The 21,821-nt window shown below is 66.0% G+C and carries 20 protein-coding genes; 12 read left to right on the plus strand and 8 right to left on the minus strand.

Going from position 1 to position 21,821, the window contains the following annotated elements; genetic code table 11:
* Nucleotides 1-4: 4 nt before the first annotated feature.
* The 5 genes from LPN03_RS09430 to LPN03_RS09450 all read right to left on the minus strand — a co-directional run bounded on the left by LPN03_RS09430 (nucleotide 5) and on the right by LPN03_RS09450 (nucleotide 5,475).
* Nucleotides 5-847 carry a hypothetical protein gene (locus tag LPN03_RS09430; protein ID WP_262454051.1) on the minus strand — a complete coding sequence of 281 codons (843 nt, stop codon included), beginning with the start codon at nucleotides 845-847 and terminating at the stop codon, nucleotides 5-7.
* 3 nt (nucleotides 848-850) lie between these two features.
* Entirely contained in the window at nucleotides 851-1,654 is an 804-nt protein-coding gene (locus LPN03_RS09435) for an exodeoxyribonuclease III (RefSeq protein WP_262454052.1), read from the minus strand.
* 340 nt (nucleotides 1,655-1,994) lie between these two features.
* On the minus strand, nucleotides 1,995-3,740 hold the full coding sequence (locus LPN03_RS09440) for an AMP-binding protein (protein WP_262454053.1): 1,746 nt from the start codon (nucleotides 3,738-3,740) through the stop codon (nucleotides 1,995-1,997).
* A gap of 76 nt (nucleotides 3,741-3,816) precedes the next feature.
* Entirely contained in the window at nucleotides 3,817-4,638 is an 822-nt protein-coding gene (gene nadE / locus LPN03_RS09445) for an ammonia-dependent NAD(+) synthetase (protein WP_262454054.1), read from the minus strand.
* A 75-nt stretch (nucleotides 4,639-4,713) separates the two neighbouring features.
* Nucleotides 4,714-5,475 (minus strand): FadR/GntR family transcriptional regulator, encoded by a 762-nt coding sequence (locus LPN03_RS09450; RefSeq protein WP_165180360.1) that lies wholly within the window; start codon nucleotides 5,473-5,475, stop codon nucleotides 4,714-4,716.
* A gap of 138 nt (nucleotides 5,476-5,613) precedes the next feature.
* On the opposite strand from LPN03_RS09450, the gene LPN03_RS09455 reads away from it, so the two are divergent.
* The 5 genes from LPN03_RS09455 (at nucleotide 5,614) to LPN03_RS09475 (ending at nucleotide 10,998) form a co-directional block, all read left to right on the plus strand.
* Nucleotides 5,614-6,894, plus strand: a complete 1,281-nt coding sequence (locus LPN03_RS09455) for an ABC transporter substrate-binding protein (protein ID WP_165180359.1) — start codon at nucleotides 5,614-5,616, stop codon at nucleotides 6,892-6,894.
* Between the two features lie 93 nt (nucleotides 6,895-6,987).
* Nucleotides 6,988-7,923 carry a carbohydrate ABC transporter permease gene (locus LPN03_RS09460; RefSeq protein ID WP_240901600.1) on the plus strand — a complete coding sequence of 312 codons (936 nt, stop codon included), beginning with the start codon at nucleotides 6,988-6,990 and terminating at the stop codon, nucleotides 7,921-7,923.
* The gene (locus LPN03_RS09465) at nucleotides 7,924-8,796 is read left to right on the plus strand and encodes a carbohydrate ABC transporter permease (protein WP_262454056.1); all 873 of its coding nucleotides are present in this window, start codon (nucleotides 7,924-7,926) and stop codon (nucleotides 8,794-8,796) included.
* 11 nt (nucleotides 8,797-8,807) lie between these two features.
* Complete coding sequence (dgoD, locus tag LPN03_RS09470) at nucleotides 8,808-9,959, plus strand: galactonate dehydratase (RefSeq protein WP_262454068.1); 1,152 nt, start codon at nucleotides 8,808-8,810, stop codon at nucleotides 9,957-9,959.
* 46 nt (nucleotides 9,960-10,005) lie between these two features.
* On the plus strand, nucleotides 10,006-10,998 hold the full coding sequence (locus LPN03_RS09475) for a zinc-dependent alcohol dehydrogenase (protein ID WP_262454057.1): 993 nt from the start codon (nucleotides 10,006-10,008) through the stop codon (nucleotides 10,996-10,998).
* Between the two features lie 60 nt (nucleotides 10,999-11,058).
* Here LPN03_RS09475 and LPN03_RS09480 read toward each other — a convergent pair whose 3' ends face one another.
* Nucleotides 11,059-11,727 (minus strand): response regulator, encoded by a 669-nt coding sequence (locus LPN03_RS09480; RefSeq protein WP_262454058.1) that lies wholly within the window; start codon nucleotides 11,725-11,727, stop codon nucleotides 11,059-11,061.
* Nucleotides 11,720-13,309 carry a sensor histidine kinase gene (locus LPN03_RS09485; RefSeq protein WP_262454059.1) on the minus strand — a complete coding sequence of 530 codons (1,590 nt, stop codon included), beginning with the start codon at nucleotides 13,307-13,309 and terminating at the stop codon, nucleotides 11,720-11,722. The genes LPN03_RS09480 and LPN03_RS09485 overlap by 8 nt, the downstream gene beginning before the upstream one ends.
* Before the next feature lie 227 nt (nucleotides 13,310-13,536).
* Here LPN03_RS09485 and LPN03_RS09490 point away from each other — a divergent pair, with 227 nt between their 5' ends.
* From LPN03_RS09490 to LPN03_RS09510, 5 genes are all read left to right on the plus strand, one after another.
* Entirely contained in the window at nucleotides 13,537-14,412 is an 876-nt protein-coding gene (locus LPN03_RS09490; RefSeq protein ID WP_262454060.1) for an ABC transporter ATP-binding protein, read from the plus strand.
* Nucleotides 14,409-15,281 carry an ABC transporter permease gene (locus LPN03_RS09495; RefSeq protein WP_262454061.1) on the plus strand — a complete coding sequence of 291 codons (873 nt, stop codon included), beginning with the start codon at nucleotides 14,409-14,411 and terminating at the stop codon, nucleotides 15,279-15,281. Before LPN03_RS09490 ends, LPN03_RS09495 begins: the two co-directional genes overlap by 4 nt.
* Nucleotides 15,282-15,347: 66 nt before the next feature.
* Nucleotides 15,348-16,436 (plus strand): ABC transporter substrate-binding protein, encoded by a 1,089-nt coding sequence (locus LPN03_RS09500; protein ID WP_165180353.1) that lies wholly within the window; start codon nucleotides 15,348-15,350, stop codon nucleotides 16,434-16,436.
* Between the two features lie 141 nt (nucleotides 16,437-16,577).
* Nucleotides 16,578-17,144: an orotate phosphoribosyltransferase gene (gene pyrE / locus LPN03_RS09505; RefSeq protein WP_370875225.1), complete on the plus strand. Its 567-nt coding sequence runs from the start codon at nucleotides 16,578-16,580 to the stop codon at nucleotides 17,142-17,144.
* A gap of 171 nt (nucleotides 17,145-17,315) precedes the next feature.
* A complete protein-coding gene (locus LPN03_RS09510; protein ID WP_262454063.1) occupies nucleotides 17,316-17,939 on the plus strand; it encodes a thymidine kinase in 624 nt (207 codons plus the stop codon).
* Between the two features lie 120 nt (nucleotides 17,940-18,059).
* Here LPN03_RS09510 and LPN03_RS09515 read toward each other — a convergent pair whose 3' ends face one another.
* Nucleotides 18,060-18,854 (minus strand): HAD-IIA family hydrolase, encoded by a 795-nt coding sequence (locus LPN03_RS09515; protein ID WP_165180350.1) that lies wholly within the window; start codon nucleotides 18,852-18,854, stop codon nucleotides 18,060-18,062.
* A gap of 124 nt (nucleotides 18,855-18,978) precedes the next feature.
* On the opposite strand from LPN03_RS09515, the gene LPN03_RS09520 reads away from it, so the two are divergent.
* Complete coding sequence (locus tag LPN03_RS09520) at nucleotides 18,979-19,656, plus strand: TrmH family RNA methyltransferase (protein WP_165180484.1); 678 nt, start codon at nucleotides 18,979-18,981, stop codon at nucleotides 19,654-19,656.
* Between the two features lie 134 nt (nucleotides 19,657-19,790).
* Nucleotides 19,791-21,803, plus strand: coding sequence for a protease pro-enzyme activation domain-containing protein (locus LPN03_RS09525; RefSeq protein WP_240901599.1), 2,013 nt, complete (start codon nucleotides 19,791-19,793; stop codon nucleotides 21,801-21,803).
* Nucleotides 21,804-21,821: the final 18 nt, after the last annotated feature.

A 21,821-nucleotide genomic window follows, 5' to 3' on the forward strand; every position in this document is an offset into this window, starting at 1 on the left:
TTGCTTAGTTTGCGCGGGCCAGCTGCCTGATGGGAATCCACCGGTTGGCCAGGCGGCGGTACGCGGCCGCCGCGCCCGTCAGGTCCCCTTCGGCCAGGCTCTGCAGGCCGGCGTGGACATCCGCGGGGGACTCGTCCGGGTGCACCCGGTTGGCCACGGGGCCGTAGTCGAGTTCCACCACGCCCCCATCGTCAAAGCCGTCCAGCCAGCCGTGGAGTTCGTCCAGTTCCTCGAACAGGTCCAGGTCCGGGGCCATTTCCGCCAGCATTTTCAGTGTCCGCCCGGACCGTTCGACGGCGACGGGCACGGGGACCTGGATGCGCACCGTGAGGACGCGGCCGTTGGCCTCCACCACCTCCATGCGGTCGTTGGCGTAGACCAGGGTAAACCAGCTGAAGGGGATGCCCCAGGTGGAGACCCGGGTTTGCAGGGAGGTCCCGGGACCCGGGACGGTTTCCAGGCGTTCCAGGTGCCGGTCCCATTCGGTGTCCGGCACCACCAGCTTGGCCAGCTGCGCCAGGGGACCGGAGAGCAGTTCAGTGGTGGCCGCGATGGACCTCGCCACCACCTGGTTGGGGGCGTAGAGCAGGGGCGCGTCCTCATCCATTTGAAGCACCCGCACCCTGTCCACGGCCGGCGTCGGGAGCGGGTTGGCGCTGGGCCTGCTGACGCGCCCCAGCGAGTCCGCCAGCTCCTGGGCGTCCACGCTCACCGCATTTTGTTCCGGTTCCACCCGCTGGCGCAGGTAGCCGAACTGTTCCGGCGTGTACGCCTCGCGGGGCAGGTAGATGCGCAGGCTGGAGACAAACGGCAGTTGCACGCCGCCCAAATACAGCCCGCTGCGCATGGTCTAGCCCAGCTCCACGATCACCGGGGCATGGTCCGAGGCGCCCTTGCCCTTGCGTTCCTCGCGGTCGATTCCGGCCCCGGACACGCGCGCCGCCAGGGCCGGGGAGGCCATGACAAAGTCGATGCGCATGCCTTCCTTTTTGGGGAAGCGCAGCTGAGTGTAGTCCCAGTAGGTGTAAACGCCCGGGCCCGGGTGCAGGGGGCGGACGACGTCGGCAAATCCGGCGGTTTCAAACGCGGAGAAGGCCGCCCGCTCGGGGGCGCTGACGTGGGTGAGGCCCTGTTCGATGAAGAAGTCGATGTCCCAGACGTCGTCGTCCTGGGGGGCAATGTTCCAGTCGCCCATGAGGGCGATCTGGGCCTGGGGGTCGGCAGCCAGCCAGCCCGCCGCCTGGTCCTTGAGCTCGGCCAGCCACTTCAGCTTGTACGGCATGTGCTCGTCATCCAGGGCGCGGCCGTTGGGCACGTACAGGCTCCAGATGCGCACGCCGTTGCAGGTGGCGCCGATGGCACGGGCCTCCTGCACGGGGTCCTTGCCGCCCTTGCCAAAGGCGGGCTGGCCGGGGAAGGTGCGTTCGACGTCGTCGAGCCCCACGCGGGAGGCGATGGCCACCCCGTTCCACTGGCTGAAGCCAAAGTGGGCCACCTCGTAGCCGTTGTTTTCAAAGAGCTCCCAAGGGAAGTTTTCATCCTTGCACTTGGTCTCTTGGATGGCGAGCACGTCCGCGTCGGTCCGGCGCAGCCAGTCCTCCACGCGGTCGGCACGGGCGCGCAGCGAGTTCACATTCCAGGTCGCAATCTTCACGCCTTCAAACTATCAACTAAAGCTGAAGAACTCGTGTTCCGGCCGAGTCGATCGGCCAAGGAGGGCACTCCCCGCCAGCGCCCCCACGACCTCCAAGGTTCCCCCACTCCGACGCTCCCTCACCTTTTGCGGTGTTTGGGGCGGCCCTCCCTCACCTTTTGCGGTGTTTGGGGCGGCCCTCCCTCACGTTTCGCGGTGTTTCCGGCGACGCTCCCTCCACTTTAAAAAGTGGTGAGTGAGCGTTCGCGAAAACATGCCATTTGATGAGGGAGCGTCGGGGGTTTGTGCCCATTTGATGAGGGAGCGTCGGGGGTTTGTGCCCATTTGGTGAGAGAGCGTCCTAGGAGGTTTCGAGGAATTCCGTGTCTTGGTATTCACGGCCCAGGCCGTTCGGGGTGGGTGTGCCGGCCACCGCACCGCCGCTGCCGTGGCGCGCCACCTCGTTGGCCCGCAGTTCCACGCGGCGGATCTTGCCGGAGATGGTCTTGGGCAGCTCAGCAAATTCCAGCCGGCGGATCCGCTTGTAGGCCGGCAGGTGCTCACGGCAGTAGGCGAAAATTTCGCCCGCCAGCGCGTCGCTGGGTTCATACGCCGCCGCCAGCACCACGTAGGCCTTGGGCACGCTCAGCCGCAGCGCATCGGGCGACGGGACCACGGCAGCCTCGGCCACGGCCGGGTGTTCAATGAGCACGCTCTCCAGCTCGAAGGGGGAGAGGCGGTAGTCCGAGGACTTGAACACGTCGTCGCTGCGGCCCACGTAGGTCAGGATGCCGTTTTCGTCCCGGCTGGCAACGTCGCCCGTGTGGTAGTAGCCGCCGCGGAAGGCCTCGGCCGTCTTCTCCGGATCCCCGTAGTAGCCCTTGGTGAGCCCCACGGGGGCGGGGTCCAAGCGCAGGCAAAGCTCGCCGTCGTCCTTCTCCTCACCGGTGATCAGGTCCAGGAGGACGACGTCGTAGCCCGGGAGCGGGCGGCCCATGGAGCCGATCTTGATGGGCTGGCCGGGCGTGTTGGCGACCTGCACGGTGGTCTCCGTCTGGCCGAAGCCGTCGCGGATCAGCTGGCCCCAGGCACGCTCCACCTGCCCGATGACCTCGGCATTGAGCGGTTCGCCGGCCGAGACGACCTTGGTGGGCGGGTGCTTCAGCAGGGTCAGGTCCGCCTGGATGAGCATGCGCCACACGGTGGGCGGGGCGCAGAAGCTGGTGACATGTTCGGCGTCCATCTGGGCCATGAGGGCGGCGGCGTCAAAGCGCGTGTAGTTGTAGATGAACACGCAGGCCTCGGCGATCCACGGTGTGAACACATTGGACCAGGCGTGCTTGGCCCAGCCGGGGGAGGCAACGTTGAGGTGGACGTCGCCCGGCTCCAGACCGATCCAGAACATGGTGGAGAGGTGGCCCACGGGATAGGAGGTGTGCGTGTGCTCCACCAGCTTGGCCTTGGACGTGGTGCCGGAGGTGAAGTAGAGCAGCATGGTTTCGTCTGCCTTGGTGGGGGCGTCCGGGGTGAAGTTTTCCGGGCTCCCGGCCGAATCCGCGAAGTCGAGGACCGGCCGCCCGGCCTCCGCATCCGTGCTGCCGGCGCCGACGCCCACCAGGGTGTAGTCCCCGGGCACGTCGGCAAACTTGGGGGCGTCTTCGGCGCGCGCCGTTACCCAGTGGGCACCGCCGCGCTCCACCCTGTCGCGCAGGTCCGCCGGGCCCATCATGGTGGTGGTGGGGATCATGACAACGCCCAGCTTGATGCAGGCCAGCATCACTTCCCACAGCTCCACCTGGTTGCCCAGCATGATGATCATGTGCTCGCCGCGCCGGATGCCGTGGCTCCGCAGCCAGTTGGCCACCTGGTTTGAGCGTTGGGACAGCTCCGAGAAGCTGCGCCTGGTGGCGGTGCCGTCCTGTTCCACGATGACCAGTGCGGGGTTGTTCCCCGTGGCGGGGTCGCGGGCGATCGCGTCGATCCAGTCCAGCGCAAAGTTGAACTCGGTGAACGCCGGCCATGTGAACTCCCGTTGTGCCCGGGCGTTGTCCAGGCGCATTTCCAGCAGCTTGTTGCGGGCCGCGCGGAATTCTTCAGTGACGTTCATGGTGTTCACCTTTCGGCGTCGAAAGACGGTGTTCCTTGTCACCTTGAATATACGCGCAGCCCCCGCCGTGCTGCCCCTATTTCCACCAGGTGTCCAGCACGGACACGGGGGTGGTGCGTTTGTGGCGGCTTTGCAGGTAGCGGCGTTCTATGTTCGCAGCAGCCTCCGGGGCAATGTCCCGGCCCTCGAGGTAGTCGTCGATGTCGTCGTAGCTGATGCCCAGCTCGTCCTCGTCCGTCCGCCCGGGGACGCCGTCGAGCAGGTCCGCTGTGGGTGCCTTGCCCCACAGCTTTTCCGGGGCGCCCAGCTCCTTCAGGAGGGCCCGGTTTTGGCGTTTGTTCAGGGTGAACAGCGGCAGGATGTCCGCGCCGCCGTCGCCAAACTTGGTGAAGAACCCGGTGACGGACTCCGCCGCATGGTCGGTGCCGATCACCAGCAGGTTTCCCTGGCCGGCCAGCGCATACTGGGCCACCATGCGGGAGCGGGCCTTGATGTTGCCCTTGTTGAAGTCTGAAAGATCCGTGGTGCCGCCCCTGGCGAACTCGGCCTCGAAGCCGTCCACGGCCGGGGCGATGTTGAACGTCCGCTCCACCTGGGGCTTGATGAAGTCCAGTGCGGCCCGGGCGTCGTCCTCGTCATGCTGGACGCCGTAGGGCAGGCGGACGGCGATGAAGGTGGCGTCAGTGCCCTCGGCAGCGAGCTCCTCCACGGCCAGCTGGGCCAGGCGGCCTGCCAGCGTGGAATCGAGGCCACCGCTGATGCCCAGCACGAAGCCGTTGGTGCCGGTGGCGGCCCGGTAGTCCTTGAGGAACTGCACCCGCCGGGCAATTTCCGCTGCCGGATCGATGGCTGGCCGGACGCCCAGTTCTGAAATGATTTGTGCCTGTAGTTCGCGCATGTCAAAAGGGTATCGCTTCCGTGTTTCGGGGGTGTTGCACGCCAGACCCCGGCCCGGGCAAGACTGCCTGCGGATTTACGCTTCCTCGACGCCGTGGATTTGGGACCAGATGACGCCCATTTCATCCATGGACTGCTCCACTATCTTGGTCATTGCGGCCTGTGCGGCGTCACCGTTGCCGCGCTGGACCGCATTGGCCACATCGGAATGGAAGCCCATGGCGTGGTGGTTGGGGCTGTGGGGCATGAGGCCGTGCTCAATGCGGCCCTTCAGGACCTCCGTGACCAGGGAATTAAGCTGGGCAAACATTTCATTCCCCGATGCCTCCAGCAGCTTTGCGTGGAACTCGACGTCAAGTTTCAGGAACGTCTCAAGGTCCGAGGCCTGCCCCGAAGCCCACATCTTCGCGGACAGGGCCACCAGGTCGCTGGCCTGAGTGAAGCTGGCGCGCGCGGCTGCCAGTTTGGCGGCCATGGGTTCGACGGCGGAGCGCAGTTCGCCCAGGCTGCGCAACTGCTCGAGCCGGCTGCCCGACGCAAGGCGCCACCGGATGACGTGCGGATCGTACAGATTCCAGGCGGACTGGGGCTGCACCAGCGTGCCCAGGCGCCGGCGGGAAGCCAGCAGCCCCAGCGAGGAAAGCACCCGAATGACTTCGCGGACCACCGACCGGGACACGCCGTAGCGCGATTCCAATTCCTCGACGCTCAGGACGGCACCCACGGGAAACTCCCCTGTCACGATGGCCAGGCCCAGCTTGTCCACCAGTGATGAATGGAGGTATTCGCGCGGCATGCCTGGGACTGGCGCTGGCGCGGCGCTGTGGGGAGCGGTCATTGAAGCATCATATCGATTCGGTCTCGACTCTTGATAAGTATGTTTTATGAGACTAGCATCACAAATACGGCATATGTTTTTGAATGCCAGCGAACTGTTTGGAACTTCGGTTCCGGCCTCATCGAAAGGGAAGTCGTAATGAAGCGACGCTCTGTACTGCAGCTTTTGGCTGTGGCTGTAGTTGTTCCGTTTGGTGTTGCCGCCTGTGGCGGCACCGACTCAAAGGCCACCGGCACCTTGCGTGTCACGCTGGCCAACCACGTATGGACGGAGGGCATCAAGGCAGCCATCCCTGAATTTGAAAAGGACTCCGGCCTGAAGGTGGAGCTGACCCAGCTGGGCGAGGACCAGCTCTCCGACCAGTACAACGTCAAGCTCAACGCCGGCACCAACGAGATCGACGTGATGATGTACCGCCCGCTGCAGGAGGGCAAGCTCTTCGCCAAGAACAAGTACCTTGCCGACCTGAGCAGCAACGTGAAGTCGGATGCCGCGTGGGACTGGGCCGACTTCCAAAAGGGCCCAGTGTCCTCCACAACATTTGAGAACAAGGTGGTGGGCGTGCCCATCATCACCGAGCGCGAAGTCCTGTACTACCGCAAGGACCTCTTGGAGGCTGCCGGCGTGGCAGTGCCGAAGACCATGGAAGAGCTCGAAGCCGCGGCCAAGAAGGTCTCCGCCGCCAACAAGGGCGTGGCGGGTTTCGTGGCGCGCACCAACAAGTCCGCAGCCGTCACACAGTTCTCCAGCTTCCTGTACAGCTTCGGCGGCGACTTCATCGACGGGTCCGGCAAGGCGTCGCTTGACACGCCCGAAGCCAAGGCAGCCTACGCCTTTTACGGCGGGCTGCTCCACAACCATGGACCGGCGAATGTCAGCACGGACATGAGCTGGCCGGAGGCCATGGCCATTTTCACCCAGGGCAACGCTGTCTTCTACACCGAAGCCGATTCCCTGTACAAGAATGCCACCGACACGGCCAAGTCCAAGGTGGCTGACAAGGTGGGCTTTGCCGCCCTCCCGGCCGGGCCCGCAGGGTCCAAGCCGTACAACGTTCCGTCCTGGGCCCTGGGTATCAATGACGCCTCCGGCAACAAGGACAACGCCTGGAAGTTCATCCAGTGGGCCACCTCCAAGGCCCGCACCCTGGCAGCCCAGAAGGCCGGCGTCCCCGGCCCGCGGTCGTCGGTCTGGGCCGATCCGGCCGGCACGTCCACCTACCCGAAGGACCTGGGCGAGGCCATCGCTTTCAGCGCCGAGCACGGCATTGGGCACGACCGTCCACTGGTGATCGCCGTGGCCAAGGCCCGTGAGATTGTGGGCGAACCGATTGTCACCGCCATCACGGGCGGCGATTCCGCGGGGGCCGCCGCAACGGCCAACACCGCGTTCCAGAAGTTCCTGGATACCGACAAGTAACCACCCGCAGGGCGGGGCGCAGTGAGCTGCCCCGCCCTGCACCTCCCGGGCCCGCCGGGCACTGCCCTCCTATGACAACTCCCTAGGTGAACCATGTCTGTTTCCGTAAAAACCCCGGTGGACACCCCCAAGGTGACTGCCGCACGGTCCTTCTCCGACTGGGCCAACAAGCACCGAAAATGGCTCTTTGCCGCCCCGGCCATGATCTTTGTGGGCGTGCTGATCATCTTCCCCCTCGGCTGGACGCTCTACCTCAGCCTGACCGATTCGCACGGCTCGGTGCGGGCGTCGTCGGACTTCATCGGCCTGGGCAACTACACCACCGTCTTGTCGGACTTTGACAGGTTCTGGCCGGCGGTGGGCCGCACGGTGTACTTCACGGCCACCGCGCTGGTGGTTGAAATGGTGCTGGGAATGATGATTGCCCTGCTGCTGTGGCGCCCCTTCCGCGGCGAAAAATGGGTCAGGGTGGCGATCCTGCTGCCCCTCGTGGCCACCCCCGTGGCCGTCGGCATGATGTGGCGGCTGATCTTTGACCCGAACATGGGCTTCGCCAACCAGATGCTGTCCTGGGTGGGCATTCCGCCGCAGCCCTGGCTGTCCGGCCAGGCCACGGCACTGCCCACCACCATCTTCATGGACATCTGGCAGTGGACTCCCATGGTGGTGCTGATCCTGCTGGCCGGGCTGACGTCCCTGCCGGAGGAAACCGACGAGGCCGCCCGCGTTGACGGCGCCAACGCCTGGCAGCGCTTCTTCCTGGTCACGCTGCCGCTGCTGAAGGCAACCGTCATAGTGGCTGTGCTGCTGCGCAGCATTGACGCCCTGAAGACCTTCGACATCCTGTATGCCACCAAGGGCAAGGGCGGAGGGTCCTTCCACGAGGTGGAGACACTGAACGTGTACGCCTATGGGCTCAGCTTTGACTACAACGAATACGGGATGTCCTCCGCCGTCCTGATTATCTTCTTCCTCATCATCATTGGGTTCATGTGGATCCTGACCCGCCGCCGGAAAGGACAGAACTAGATGTCACATCTGTCGCTGCAAGCAGAATACGCCAGGCCCGTGGCCGCACAGCGCCGCAAGCCGGCAGGGGTGCGGGCCTACGGCTGGTTCCGGGTGGTGGCGCTGGCCGTCGTCGTGCTGGCCCTGCTGGCACCCCTGGCCTGGCTGGTGGCCTCCTCCCTGAAGACCAACGTGGACATCTACGATCCCACCAAGACCATCATCTTCAAGCCGACGTTTGAGAACTACGTCAACGTGCTGACCCGCAACAACTACTTCATCTACATCTTCAACAGCTTCTGGGTGGCGTTTGTCTCCACGGGCCTGTCGCTGCTGCTGGGGGTGCCGGCTGCCTACGCCATGAGCCGGTTCACCATGCACCGCTCGGCCCTGGTGGTGCTCATGGCCAGGGTCATCCCCGGCATCACCTTGCTGGTGCCCTGGTACTACGTGTTTTCCAACATGCGCATGGTGGGCGGTTTCACGGTGCTGATCATGAGCCACATGTTCGTGGCGCTGCCGCTGATCGTGTACATCATGATCAGCTACTTTGACTCCATGCCGCTGGAGCTGGAGGAATCGGCCCAGGTGGACGGGCTCACGCCCATCGGCGCCTTCAGCCACATCACCTTGCCGCTGTCCATTGGCGGCATGGCGACGGCGGGAATCCTGGCGTTCATCTTTTCCTGGAACAACTTCATGTTTGCCCTGGTGCTCTCCGGCTCCCGCACCAAGACGCTGCCGGTGGCCATCTTTGACTTCGTCTCCTACGCCAGCATCGACTGGGGCGGGCTCATGGCCGCGGCCACCGTGGTCACCGTGCCCATCATGGTCATTGCCCTGTTCACACAAAAGTACATTGTCTCCGGCATGACGGCGGGGGCCATCAAGTGACCGGCGGCAGCATGGACACCCGGATCACCAGGGTTGAAACATTCATGGTGCCCCCGCGCTGGCTGTTTGTCCGCATCGAAACGGCCAGCGGCATTGTGGGCTGGGGCGAGGCCACGTGCGAGGGGCGCAGCGAAACCGTGCGCACCGCCGTCGAACAGCTCGCCGAAGTGCTCCTCGGAGCCGACGCGCTGCGGATCGAGGACCACTGGCAGGTCATGACCAAGGGATCGTTCTACCGCGGCGGCCCCATCCTTTCCAGCGCCGTCTCCGGCCTGGACCAGGCGCTGTGGGACATTGCCGGCAAGCACTTCAACACTCCCGTGCACCAGCTGCTGGGCGGGCACGTCCGCGACAGGATCCGCGCCTATGGCTGGGTGGGCGGGGATGAACCGGACCAGGTGGCGGACTCCATTGCCGCCCAGCTTGAGGTGGGGCTGACGGCCGTGAAGATGAACGCCAGCGGCCGCATGTCCCGCCTGGGTACGGTTGCCGAGCTCGACGGCGTGGTGCGCCGGGTGGCCGCCGCGCGGGAAGTGCTGGGCGAACACCGGGACGTCGCCGTGGACTTCCACGGCCGCTTCACGCTGGCCAACGCCCGCAAGGTGGCGCCCCTGCTGGAACCCTTCCGGCCGTTCTTCCTGGAGGAGCCCGTGGTGCCGGAGAACTCGCACCTGCTGCGCGAATTCACCTCCAGCACCACCATCCCGGTATCCACGGGGGAGCGGCTGTACAACCGGCAGGAATTCCTGCCCGCCCTGCAGGCCGGCATTGCCGTGGCCCAGCCGGACCTTTCCCACGCCGGCGGGATCACCGAGGTGCGCAAGATCGCCTCCCTCGCGGAGGTTTACGACGTGCAGCTTGCCCCGCACTGCCCCCTGGGGCCGCTGGCGCTCGCCGCCTGCCTCCAGGTGGGCTTTGCCACGCCGAACTTCCTGATCCAGGAACAAAGCATCGGCATCCATTACAACAAGGGCGCCGAGGTGCTGGACTACGTGCTGGACAAGGAGCCCCTGAAGTTCGTGGACGGCCACTTTGAACGGCTGCTGGGCCCGGGCCTGGGCATCGAGGTGGACGAAAAGGCCGTGCGGGCGGCCGACAAGCGCGGCCATGCATGGCGCGGCCCCGTCTGGCGGCATGCGGACGGCTCATTTGCCGAGTGGTGAGGCGGGACGCCGGCAGGGGGCCGGCCCGGCCCATGGAGGGGGAACCATGCAAGGACTGGCCAAGATGGCAGCCAGCGCCGCCGGCGTGATGCTGGCGGCGCGCCCGGAGCCCGTTGCAGGGCCGGGGGAGGTGGTGGTGGACGTGGCGGCCGTGGGCATCTGCGGCACCGACCTGCACATCATGCATGATGAGTACCCCTCCCGCCCGCCGGTCACCATGGGGCACGAGATCACGGGCACGGTCAGTGCCGTGGGCAGCCCCTCGGACAAGGCCTGGCTGGGCCGGCGCGTGGCCGTGGAGACCTACTTCCGCACCTGCGAGCGGTGCAGCATGTGCCGGGCCGGGCGCCGGAACCTGTGCGCCAGGAGGGATTCCCTCGGGTCCATGGTCGACGGCGGATTTGCCCGCCAGGTGCTGGTCCCGGCCGTCAACCTGCATGCCGTCCCGGCAAATGTCAGTGAGCTGGCTGGCGCGCTGGCGGAACCGCTGGCCTGCGTGGCCCAATGCCTGGTGGTGCAGCCGTCCGTGCGGGTGGGGGACACAGTGCTGGTGGTGGGCCCCGGACCCATGGGCTTTTTGGCCGCCCAGGTGGCCCGCGCCCAGGGCGCGGCGGTCACCGTGAGCGGCCTGCCAGCCGACTCGGCCCGGCTGGCCGTGTGCGCCGCAGCTGGTTTTGACATCCTTGATGCAAGGCCTGCGGAGGATTCCTTCGACGTGGCCGTGGAATGTTCCGGTTCGGGCGGCGGTGCCACGGTGGCCATGCGCAGCGCCAGGCGCGGCGGCCGCTACGTGGGCGTCGGCATCTTTGGCCGGGACGTCACAGTGCCGCTGGACCTGCTGCTTTACAAGGAGCTGGTCATGTCCAGCGGCTTTGCCTCCACCCCGCAGTCCTGGGAGACAGCCATCCGGCTGATGGCCTCCGGCACCCTCGACCTGGACGCCGTGGTCAGCGGGTCATATCCGCTGGAGCGGTGGCAGGAGGCTTTTGAAGTGCTCAAAAGCGGCTCGGCCATGAAGGTCATGCTGGACCCCCGCTGAGCGTGGCTTCCACGCGCACCGGCGGATCCCGCCGCACCCGCTGAGCGCGCAACGCGGCCCCTAAATGATGGTGTAGGAATTGAGCGGCCGGCCCGTGTTGCCGTAGCTGAGCTCAAGCGCCACCAGGTTCTTGCGCTCCAGGGCGCCCAGGTAGCGCTGGGCCGTGGGCCGGCTGACCCCAAGGCTTTCGGCGATTTCCGCCGCACTGATGGGCCCGCCCGCCGCACGGACGGCGTCGAGCACTTTTTGCATGGTGGGCTGGAGCCTGGGGCCGGGCGCAGCGGGGCGAACCGCGGCGGACCGGGTGTGGTACAGGCTGTCGACAACTGCCTGGCTGGCCGACGGGGCCGAGTCCAGCTCCTGGCGCCACCGCTGGTAGGCCTCCAACTGTGTGCGCAGCTGCTCAAAGCTGAACGGCTTGACCAGGTAATAGACGGCGCCGCTGCTCATGGCGGAACGGACCGTGGCCAGGTCCCGTGCGGCGGTGATGATGATGCAGTCAACCTCCGTGCCCGCAGCCTGCAGGGACCGCAGCAGGGACAGCCCGTCCTCATCCGGCAGGTGCACGTCGAGGAGGAGCAGGTCGGGGGACAGCCGGGCAATGGCCTCCCGCGCCGCGGCGGCGCTGTACACCTCCCCCACGCATTCAAAGCCCCCCACCCGGGCCACCCTGGCGGCATGGATGCGGGCCACCCGGAAGTCGTCGTCGACCACCAGTGTCTTAATCATCGTCGGTCCCTGTCTGGTTTGTGGCGTCCGGGGCTGCCGGCAGCCATACCTCAAAGTTACCGCCCGGACCCGGGAAAATGTCGAGGGTGCCTCCCGCCCTGTGGACAATGCGCGCCACCAGCGCCAGCCCGATGCCCCTGCGCATGCCCGGCCGGGTGTCCTTGGTGGAGTAGCCGTCCACCACCACGGCGTCGATCTGGTCCGCCGGGACGCCCGGGCCGTTGTCCCGGACCGAGATGAAAACGCCGACGGCGTCGTCCAGGTGGATGGTGACGGTGCGCGGCCGCGGCGTGTTGGCCAGCGCGTCAATGGCGTTGTCCAGCAGGTTGCCCACAATCGTCACCACCTCCGTGGCCAGGGCCGGCGGCCGTTCCAGCCGGGAGTCGGAAGTCACCTCGATCTCCACGTCCTGCTCGGCAGCAACGGTGATCTTGGCCAGCAGCAGCGCGGCCAGCTCCGGCGGCGCGATCCGTGAACGCAGCCCTTCACCCAGGGAGCGCGAGGTGGTGGAAAGCTGGGCAACGTAGCTCTTGGCCTGCTCCACCTCGCCCAGTTCCAGCAGCCCGTCCACCACGTAGAGGCGGTTGGCGTACTCGTGTTCCAGGGCGCGCATGGCCTCCATGAGCCCCTGGACCGAGTGCAGGTCCCTGACCAGTCCCTCGATTTCGGTGCGGTCGCGCAGGGTGATGACCGAGCCTATGCTTCGCCCGCCAACCGAGACTGGCATGCGGTTGACCACCAGGAGGGCGTCCTCCGTCAGCACCACCTGGTCTACGCCGTCGAGCGTGCCAGTGAGCAGCTGGCGCAGCCTGCCCTCGGGGACCAGCTCGGCGACGGGCGTCCCCAGGGCCGTCTCCTCCACCTTGAGCAGCCGCCGCGCCTCCTCGTTGATGACCGTCACCTTGCCGTCGTCGTCCAGCCCGACGACGGCCTCCCGGATTCCGTGCAGCAGGGCCTCGCGTTCCTGCAGCAGGAAGGCGATCTCTGCCGGTTCGAGGTTGAAGGTGACGCGCTTGATCCGCCGGGACAAAAGCAGCGAGCCGCCCACGCTCAGGAGCAGCACCAGCGCCGAGAAACCGGCGATCAGCCACATGGTGGCCGCCTGGTCGTCCTGTTCCCTGGTGTCCAGGATCCCCACGGACACTTCGCCAATCACGGCGCCGTCCGTGCCGAAGATTGGCGCCTTGGCGTTGGCCGACAGGCCCAGGCTGCCCTGGTCAAAGCCAAGGTGTGACTTTCCGTCCAGGACGGCCACCGGCTCCTCCAGCTTGTGGCCGATCAGGGCAGGATTCGGATGGGAATAGCGGATGCCGTTGCGGTCGGTGACCACCACATAGGACGGATTGGCGGCCGCCACTATCTGCTGGGCCAACGCCTCAATGTCATGGTGGGGATCCTTCGCTGCCAGTGCCGTGCGGACCTCCGGCATGGCGGCGGTGGTGGTGGCGATGCCCAGCGCCCGGAGCTGGTACTGACGGTCCAGCGTCCCGTTGCTGACCACGGTGAAAAGGACGGCGCCCAGCACCACCGCGAGGACCAGCAGGGACAGCATGCTGAGCAGGATCTGGGTGGTCAAGGTCATGGACCGGCGCCGGAATCGGCGGGTGGCTTGCGAGGAGATCCGGCTCACCGGAGACCTGCTCCAACCCGCAGCGGGTGCCCCTTGCAGAAAATGCACAAAACGTGCACTTTTGCGTTTAAGTTGCACAACTTACTGAAGTCTTTTGCCACTGACCGTCACTTTCTAAGCTCGTCATAGTTTATGTGATCCGACTCACGTACGCGAGCCAATGGCAAGGAAGGGAAACAGTGACAACGGTGTCAGAATTACAACGAAGTGGCGGCACGCCCACGGACCAGGGCGGGGGCGGCGGAGACGACCGGGCCCGGATTGAAATCCACGGCCTGACCAAGCGCTACCTTACGCCGAAGGGGGAAACATTCACGGCCATCCGTGACATCTCACTCACGGTTGAACCGGGCGAGTTTTGCGCCATCGTGGGGCCCACAGGCTGCGGGAAGTCCACCACGCTGGCCCAGGTCTCCGGCCTGGAACACCCCAGCGCCGGCTCCGTGACCGTAGGTGGAAACATTGTTGAAGGCATCACCAACGGCGTCAGCTACATGTTCCAGGCGGACGCACTCTTCCCCTGGAAGACTGTCCTGAACAACGTCCTGATCGGCCCGGTCCTGCTCGGCACCCCGCGCAAGGAAGCCACCAAGCTTGCCATGGATTGGCTGCGCCGCGTTGGCCTGGCCGGCTTTGAGGACCGCTACCCCCACCAGCTCTCCGGCGGCATGCGCAAGCGCGTGGCCATGGCTGCGGCACTGATCAATAACCCGCGGATCCTGCTCATGGACGAACCGTTCGGTGCCCTCGACGTCCAGACGAAGGCCATCATGCAAAACGAGCTCCTGCAGCTGTGGGAGGGCCTGCGCCCCTCGGTGCTGTTCATCACCCACGACCTCGACGAGGCCGTGGCGCTCGCCGACAAGGTGGTCATCATGACCAGCAGCCCCGGCTCCATCAAGAACGTCTTCAACATCGACCTGCCCAGGCCGCGCGGGGATGTACAGCAAATCCGGCACGAGAAGCGCTTCCTGGAACTGCAGGGGCAGATCTGGTCGTCCCTGAAGGATGAAGTGGACCGGGCCTACAAGCAGACGGCAGGTGTGTCAGCATGACCTCAATAACGCATAACGCCCCCCTGGTACAGGAGCAGGAGGCCGAACTGAAGGCCGCGGCCCACCGCGCCGTGACGCTCCGCAAGACGTGGATCTGGATCGGCCGGATCATGCTCGCCGTCGTCGTTCTTGGCGGTTGGCAGTGGTTCACAGCGGTTGGCTGGGTGGACAAGTTCTTCTTCGGCCAGCCAACTGAAGTCTGGAACAGCCTGGTCAAGCTCTTCACCGACGGCACGGCCTTCGGCAGCATCTGGGAGAACCTGTGGATCACGGTGCAGGAGGCGCTGCTGGGCTTCCTCGGCGGCACCCTGGCCGGCGTCATTCTGGGGATCCTGCTGGGCTCCAACCGGTACCTGTCGGACGTTGTCGGCCCGTACATCCGGATCGTCAATTCCATTCCCCGCATCGTTCTGGGCTCGATCTTCATCGTGGCCTTCGGGCTCGGCATGGGCCCGAAAGTGCTCCTGGCCGCAGTCCTGGTGTTCTTCGTGGTGTTCTTCAACGCCTTCCAGGGTGTCCGCGAGGTGGACCAAAACCTGGTCTCGAACGTGCGTGTCCTGGGTGCCTCGCCGCTCCAGGTGGCCATGCACGTAACTATCCCGTCGGCCATGACCTGGATCATCGCCAGCCTGCACACGGCCTTCGGCTTCGCGATCATCGGTGCGCTGGTGGCAGAGGTGTTGGGTGCCCAGCACGGCGTGGGGCTGATCATCAGCCAGGCCCAGGGCACCTTCGACCCCAACACGGTCTTCGCCTGCATGGTTATCATCGCCGTGGTCACCCTGGGCGCGGAATACCTCATCAGCCTGTTGGAGTCCACCCTGCTGAAGTGGCGCCCGCCGAGCCGTTCCGAGGCACAGGCCATCTAAGGGCCGCAGCTTCTTTTTTCGCCAGCCAATTCTTTTATTCTTCGCATCAACCAAAGGAACAAAACCATGAACAAGAACAAGATCTATGCCGTCGCCGCAACCGGCGCACTGGCGCTCAGCCTGGCGGCCTGTGGCGGCGGCAGCACCGCAGGCGGCAGCAACGGTGCGGCAGCCTCGGTTCCCACCGTCAAAATGATGGTGGGCGGCATCGACAAGCAGATCTACCTGCCCTACGAGCTGGCCCAGCAGCTGGGGTACTACAAGAAGTACGGCGTCAACGTGGAGCTTTCCACGGAGCAGAACGGTGGCGTCGGCGCCGAGGACGCCATGGCGTCCGGGCAGGTTGACATGGCCGGCGCCTGGTACGTCCACACCGTGGACTTCCAGGCCAAGGGCAAGGATGTCATCAACCTGGTCCAGCTTTCCGGCGCCCCGGGTGAGCGTGTCATGTGCGGCACGGACAGCGGCGTCCATTCCCCGGCGGACTTCAAGGGCAAGACCATGGGCGTCACGGACCTTGGCTCCGGCACCGACGAACTGACCCAGTTCGTGGCCTCGCAGGCCGGCATCACCAAGAAGGACTACCACACCCTCGCCGTCGGGGCAGGCTCCACCGCCATCGCAGCCATCCAGCGCAAGTCCGCGGACTGTGTCATGACCACGCAGCCCACCGTCGGGGCACTCGAGAGCAAGAAGTTGGCCTACACCGCCGTCGACCTGGCCACCTCGGCCGGTGCCACGAAGGCGCTGGGCGGCGACTGGCCTGCTGCCGGGCTGCTGGCCAACGCCAGTTGGGTAAAGGACCACGAAGACGCCGCGCAGAAGGTGGTGGACGCCCTGGTCGCGACCATGCACTGGATCAACACGCACACCGCAGCGGACATCGCGGACAAGCTGCCGTCGTCGTACGTCCAGAACAGCACCATCAGCAAGGACCAGTACGTTGCCGGGCTGACCACGGACAAGGGACAGTTCCTGCCTGACGGCATCATGCCTGCAGGCGGCCCGAAGGTCATCTTCGCCATGGAGAAGGGCAACGGCGTGGACACCTCCAAGGTCACCATTGCAGGCACCTTCACCAACAAGTACGCGATTGCCGCGAACAAGCTGGAAGGCTTCACCACCACCACAACCCCGGCCGGTGCCGACGGCTAGAAGCGATGCTTCATTGATCCACCGGGACGGCCTGCGCGTTATATTGCGCAGGCCGTCCCTTTGCGTCCGCGGCGTCCGCGTCCGCGTCCGCGTCCGCCGGCGTGCCGCGGGCGTGCCCGGCAACCATTTAGAATGGAGGCCATGACCCAGACTTTTGCCGCCGACCGCGCCCGCCTGCTCGAACTCATCAAGGAACTGGCCGTGGTCCGCGGCAAGGTGATCCTCTCTTCCGGCAAGGAAGCCGACTACTACATCGACCTGCGCCGCATCACCCTCCACCACGAAGCCTCCCGCCTGGCCGGCCGGGTCATGCTGGCCATGCTGGACGACGCCGGCATTGAGTTTGAGACGGCAGGCGGGCTGACGATGGGGGCAGACCCCGTGGGCACGGCCCTCATGCATGCCGCAGCCGACGCCGGACGGGCCGTCGATGCGTTCGTGGTCCGCAAGGCGCAGAAGTCCTACGGCATGGGCCGCCAGGTGGAAGGCCCCGGCGTTGACGGGCGCCGCGTGGTGGTGCTCGAAGACACCTCGACCACGGGCGGTTCCGCACTGGCCGCCGTCGAAGGCGTGCGGAAGGCCGGCGGCAACATCCAAGCCGTCGCCGTCATCGTGGACCGCGACACCGGCGCCAAGGAACGCATCGAAACCGAGGCCGGCGTCCCCTACCTGTTCGCCTTCGGCAAGGACGAACTCGGCCTCGAGTGACACCGCGGCGGCGCCTCCGCCGGAGGGGCCGACATTTTTGTAGTCCGGCGTAAAGGAGACGCCCAAGGCCGCCTGCGGCCGACGCGTCGGACAGCCCGATGGAAAATGGCGGTCCTCCGGCACCGCCACCGGACCCTGCCTCCGGACCCAGCCACAATTTGAAAGGCCGTTTTGTCCAAGCTTTACTTCCGCCACGGTGCGATGAATTCCGGCAAGTCGACCGGGCTGCTGCAGGTTGCCTTCAACTATGAGGAGCGCGGCCAGCGGGTGCTGCTGGCCAAGCCGGGGATCGACACCAAGGGTGCCGGGGAAATCGTGTCCCGGCTGGGCATGACCCGCAACGTGGACTTCCTCATCCAGCCGGACGACGACGCCCGGTCCGTCTTCGCTGCGCAGGCGGCGGGCGACGACCCCGATGCCCTGCTGGAGCACGTCCAGGTGCCGCCGGTGGCCTGCCTGCTGGTGGACGAGGCCCAGTTCCTGACGCCCTCGCAGGTTGACGACCTGTTCCGGATTGCCGTCCTGGACCGCGTGCCCGTCATTGCCTACGGGCTGCGCACGGACTTCCGCACCAGGGCGTTTCCGGGCGCCGCACGCCTGCTGGAGATTGCGCATTCACTCGAGGAGCTGAAAACCATCTGCCGGTGCGGGCGAAAGGCCCTGTTCAACACCCGGCGCGTGGGTGAGGACATAGTGTTCGACGGCGACCAGGTCGCCATTGATGGGGCGGACGTCTGGTACGAGTCCCTGTGCGGAAGCTGCTACTTGGAAGCGTCCGGCGGAAAGCTCCTATAACAGCCGGTGGCCCGCGATCCGGCGTCGGGTATCCATCACCCCCCTCGCGCCAACGGGCACTTAACGGGCATGTTGAGGCGAAACATCCACGTTAAGTGCCCGTTCGGCGAAGGGGTGGGCTTAGATTTCCGGAATGAGGTCTGCCACGGAGCCCAGCGCCTGGTCCGGCCGGAACGGGAAGGCGTCAATGTCCTCCGGCTGGGTGATGCCCGTGAACACCAGGACGGTGTGCAGCCCCGCCTCCATGCCGGCAATGATGTCGGTGTCCATGCGGTCGCCAATCATGGCCGTGGTCTCCGAATGCGCCTGGATCCTGTTCATGGCGGAGCGGAACATCATCGGGTTGGGCTTCCCCACCACGTACGGTTCACGGCCGGTGGCCTTGGTGATGAGGGCGGCGATGGCACCCGTGGCGGGCATGGGACCCTCGGGCGACGGCCCGGTGGCGTCCGGGTTGGTGGCAATGAACCGGGCACCCTCGCCGATCAGCCGGATGGCCCGCGTGATGGCCTCAAAGGAATAGGTGCGGGTCTCGCCCAGCACCACATAGTCCGGGTCCTGGTCGGTGAGGATGAAACCTGCCTCGTGCAACGCCGTCGTCAGTCCGGCCTCGCCAATGACAAAGGCACGCCCGTGCGGCATCTGGGACTTGAGGAACTGGGCCGTGGCCAGCGCCGACGTCCACAAGTTTTCCTCCGGCACCTCCAGCCCCGACGCGCGCAGCCGGGCGGCCAGGTCGCGCGGGGTGAATATGGAATTATTGGTCAGCACCAGGAACCGCCGGGACGTGTCCACCCACCGCTGGATCAGTTCCGCGGCGCCGGGGACGGCCTGGTTTTCATGGACCAGCACCCCGTCCATGTCTGTGAGCCAGCATTCGATGTCGGCTGGTTTGCGGTGGTTCAGCTTGCTCATGGCGACTCCTGAGGTTGGCCCGGGTTGGTCCCAGTCTTCCAGACTCGCGCCCGGGGAGAAACAGGGCCCCGATTCAGCGCCACCGGCAAGCGGCTAAAGTTGAAAGGTGAACAATCCCCCCGCCATCCCCGTCACAAACGCCCAGGAAACTGCCGGCGCCATAGAGTCCCACGAGCCGCACCACGAGGTGGGCGTGGGGCCGTGGGAGGGTGAATGGCCCGACGGCGACCACTGGGACAAGGAGCTGCTGGCCGGGGGTGACCGGCGCAATGTGCTGGACAAGTACCGCTACTGGACCATGGACGCCATTGTGGCCGAGCTGGACACCCGCCGCCATGACTTCCACATTGCCATTGAGAACTGGCAGCATGACATGAACATCGGCACCGTGGTCCGCACCGCCAATGCGTTCCTGGCCAAGGAAGTGCACATTATTGGACGACGGCGCTGGAACCGCCGGGGTGCGATGGTCACCGACCGCTACCAGCATGTCCGCCACCACCCCACGGTGGACGACTTCGTGGAGTGGGCCAACTCCGAGGGCCTGGCCATCATCGGGGTGGACATCTTCCCCGACTCCGAAAAGCTGGAAAACTACGACCTTCCCCGGAACTGCGTGCTGGTATTCGGCCAGGAAGGCCCGGGGCTGAGCCCGGAAGTGCATGCCGCCGCGGCGGCCACGCTGTCCATCGAACAGTTCGGCTCCACCCGTTCCATCAATGCGGCCTCCGCCGCAGGCATCGCCATGCACGCCTGGATCCGACGGCACGTTTTTAATCAAGCTGTGACACCGGGCACTTAATACGCCACGAAATTACTTGCCCCAAGCATCTAAGGTGAGCGGGTTTGCCGGGTTTAGGCTCGGGCATGTGCGGGCGCACAGGGTGCCCGACCGGTGAAAGAGTTCATATGGGAACTTTGTTCAAGTCACGACCAATGATTCGAAGAATCCTGGCGACAGCCGCGGCCACCGCCTGCGTTGCCGCCATGGGCACCACGGGCGCCATGGCTGCGCCGGTGTCCCCGGACACGCCATTTCCGAGCGCCGTGCCCAGCTGGGCACAGCCGGCAAATGACGCCGGGGCGGCCCCGGCCGACACCTCGGTGGAAGGCGAAATCTACCTGCCGCTGCGCAACGCGAAAGGTGCCCAAGCCCTTGCCGCGGCGGTGTCGGACCCCGCAAACAGCCACTACCGGGACTGGCTCAGCCCCGCGCAGTGGATCAACGCGTACTCGCCCACCCAGGCCGACTACACCGCCGTCGTCAATCACCTGACGGGGCTGGGCATGACCATCACCGGCACCCCGGACAGCCGGCAGTACGTGGTTTTCCGGGGCACGGCGGCCCAGGTCAACGCGGCATTCAACACTGACCTCCACAGCTACCACTACAAGGGAGCCACGCTGGTGGGGCCGTCCAAGGCGCCCAGCCTGCCCCGCGCGATTGCCGACAAGGTGGCCGGCGTCTCCGTGGACCAGGGCAGCCTCCTGACCCGCCCCGACTCCATCCGCCAGGGAGACGGACTCCCCGCATCGCCGCAGGCCCGCTTCGCCGCCCCGAAGGCCCCAAACGCACCGAAGTCGCCAAACTCCCCGCAGGCGAATTCGGCGGCGTGCTCCTCGTATTTTGGGGAGAACACCACCACCATCCCGGCGGCGTACGGCCAGACCACGGCACCAACCTTCATTTGCGGCTACACCCCCGCCCAGCTCCAGTCCGCCTACGGCAAGAACACCGTGGTCAAGGCGATGCCGGGCAGCAGCGGCAACCACGGGCATGCCCCGGACGGGCGCGGCCAGACGGTGGCCATCATTGACGCCTACGCCTCGCCCAGCATGCTCTCCGACGTCAACGCCTATTCCGCGAGCTACGGGCTGCCGGCGATGAATTCATCCAGCTACCGGGAAATAGTCCCCTCACCGGCCCAGTTCCAGGACCAGCAGGCGTGCGGCTACCCGAGCGGCTGGCAGGGCGAACAAAGCCTCGACGTCGACTCCGTGCACGGCACCGCACCCGGCGCCAACATCCTCTACGTGGGCGGCTTCAACTGTGGCGGCGGGATCGACGTGGCCATGTCCCGGATCCTGGACCACAAGCTGGCCAACATTGTCAGCAACAGCTACGGCAACGTGGGGGAGGCCCTCCCGGCAGACGCCATCACTGGCCAGCTCAACCTGGAACTGCAGGCGGCCGGGGAGGGAATCGGCCTGTACTACTCCAGCGGCGACAACGGGGACCAGGCTGCCGCCCTCGGCTACGCATCCCCCGACTTCCCGGCGAGCTCGCCGTGGGTCACCGCAGTGGGCGGCACCAGCCTGGCCGTGAACAAGGACGGATCCTACAAATTTGAGACCGGCTGGGGCGGGGTCCTGGACAAGATCGTCAACGGCGCCTACACCTCCGGGCTGCCCGGTAACCTCTACGGCGGAGGTGCCGGCGGCGGGGTGAGCGCCCTGTTCGCCCAGCCGGACTACCAAAAAGGCACCGTCCCGGCCGCGCTGGCCAACGGCATGCGGGTCTCGCCGGACATCTCCTCCCTGGCCGACCCGTACACCGGCTATGTGATCGGCATCAGCCCCATCACCGACAACACAACAATGGCCACGGGCGCCTACACCACCGAAACCTACGGTGGCACCTCGCTTGCGTGTCCGCTCTCCGCGGGGCAAATGGCCGTGGCGCAGCAGCTCAGCGGCACCACGCTGGGCTTTGCCAACCCGGCCATCTACGCAACCGCCGCGTCGCACCCCACGGCGTTCACCGACGTCGTGCCCCAGGCGCAGCAGCCGGTCCTGGCCTACACCAGCGCCCGCAGCGGCAGCCAGTACCTGCTGACCATGGACACTGACACGTCCCTGTCCACGGCCCAGGGGTATGACGACGTCACCGGGGTGGGGAGCATGAGCTACCGCTTTGCGCTCGCCGTCAGCCTGTGGGGGCGCCGCTGACGCCGGCTTCCACCGGAC

Origin of the sequence: Arthrobacter sp. A2-55, assembly GCF_025548615.1 — a bacterium.
Lineage (GTDB): Bacteria > Actinomycetota > Actinomycetes > Actinomycetales > Micrococcaceae > Specibacter > Specibacter silviterrae.